Here is a 1,502-nt window from a genome sequence, read left to right on the forward strand (position 1 = left end):
CGTGGAGCCACTTTTCTTCTGTTGTTATTAAACAGTTCAAATTTCATAAAAATCTCATGAGAGCCCGAATGGTAGTTGGATAGCTTACTAGTATCCGCATCATACGTATACCCTACAAATAGGCCATCAGTAACTTGGAATCCTGCCAATCCACTAACAGACGCATCCCAACGATACGCCGCCCCCAAGGTAAACTTGTTGTAGAACAAAAAGTTTGCCGTCACATCAACTTGTAAAGGGGATCCTGTCATTACTTTTACTAAAGCGGCGGGTTTGAACTGAATGTCGTGATTAATATCAAATACATAGCCCCCCATCGCGTAAAAGTGAGCCTTCTCTTTCATCACTTTATAATCATTGTCGTTGTAAATACTATTAGACAAAATCATAGGAGCAGATAACCCGACATAAGCTTTATCGGAATATAAATAAACCCCTGCACCTATATTACCAGAAAATTTATTGCTGATATTGTTTTCCGCGATTGGATCTGTACCGTCATAGATGTGTAATTTATCGTAATTCACATCCAAGAGTGATCCACTGGCTTTTAATCCAAAAGCCAATTTATAGTGGTAATTCAGATTGACCGTATACGCTAAATCAATCGATAAACTGTTTTCATCCATCACACCTAAATGGTCATTCTTAAAGTGAAAGCCCATTCCCAAACCGTTATCGGTCAAAGGTGTCGTTCCAGAGAGATAAGCCGTTTTTGGCGCTCCCTCTAAGCCAACCCATTGGGTGCGGTATAATCCGAAGAGTTGCAAGTGATTTACACTTCCTGCATAAGCAGGGTTGATCGTTGCGGGATTATACATGTATTGGGTATATTGCGGATCTTGTTGAGCCAAGGCTGGATACATACTCATCAAACCTAAACAGCTAAGCAAAACCTGCTTGATTGTGTTTTTTCTTTTCATTGCTTCCGGTGTTAATTGGTTTCAAGGTGTAAATTCGCCGCCTTTTTAATCATACGACTTCCATTGGAATCGGTATACTCATACGTAATCACGTAGTAATACGTTCCACTGCTGAGTTTGGTTCCTTTATCTACAGTAACCTTACCTTCGGAATACCCCCTGAAAACATTAGTACTTCCATCTCCATGTGGGTCATACCCTCTAGTCTCATAAACGCGAGCGCCCCAACGATTGAAGATCTCAACCTTGTTGTTGGGATAGTTCTTGATGTTATCAATGATAAAGTAATCGTTCTTCCCATCTCCATCGGGAGTAACTAAGTTGTAGATTACAATATCTCCGTCTAAAATCCAGTCTTTCTTAACCGTACCCAAAGTGAAAAAACCATAGCCTTTTACTGTACCAATTGTCGTTACTTCTTTGGTAGACATATCCACAACTCCGCCTTCATCAACCCAAATTTGCTGTTTAGCATCCCAGCGAACAATGTGTAATTCTTCTTCTGGATTGGTTAACATATTGGCAGCTGTAGTGGATTCATCCCAAGTTAAGGTCAACAACACATCGCTTTGCTCGTTG

General features: G+C 40.5%; 2 protein-coding genes. Both read right to left on the reverse strand.

Annotation, left to right across the window (positions count from 1 at the left end):
* The coding region (locus tag ACUTSE_RS18100; RefSeq protein ID WP_445641264.1) for a PorP/SprF family type IX secretion system membrane protein at positions 1–923 on the reverse strand (923 nt) is incomplete at its 3' end.
* Positions 924–934: 11 nt separating this feature from the next.
* On the reverse strand, positions 935–1,502 hold a 568-nt coding region (locus ACUTSE_RS18105; RefSeq protein ID WP_445641265.1), incomplete at its 5' end, for a gliding motility-associated C-terminal domain-containing protein.

It is taken from the genome of Myroides sp. TSA_177.3 (assembly GCF_052691955.1).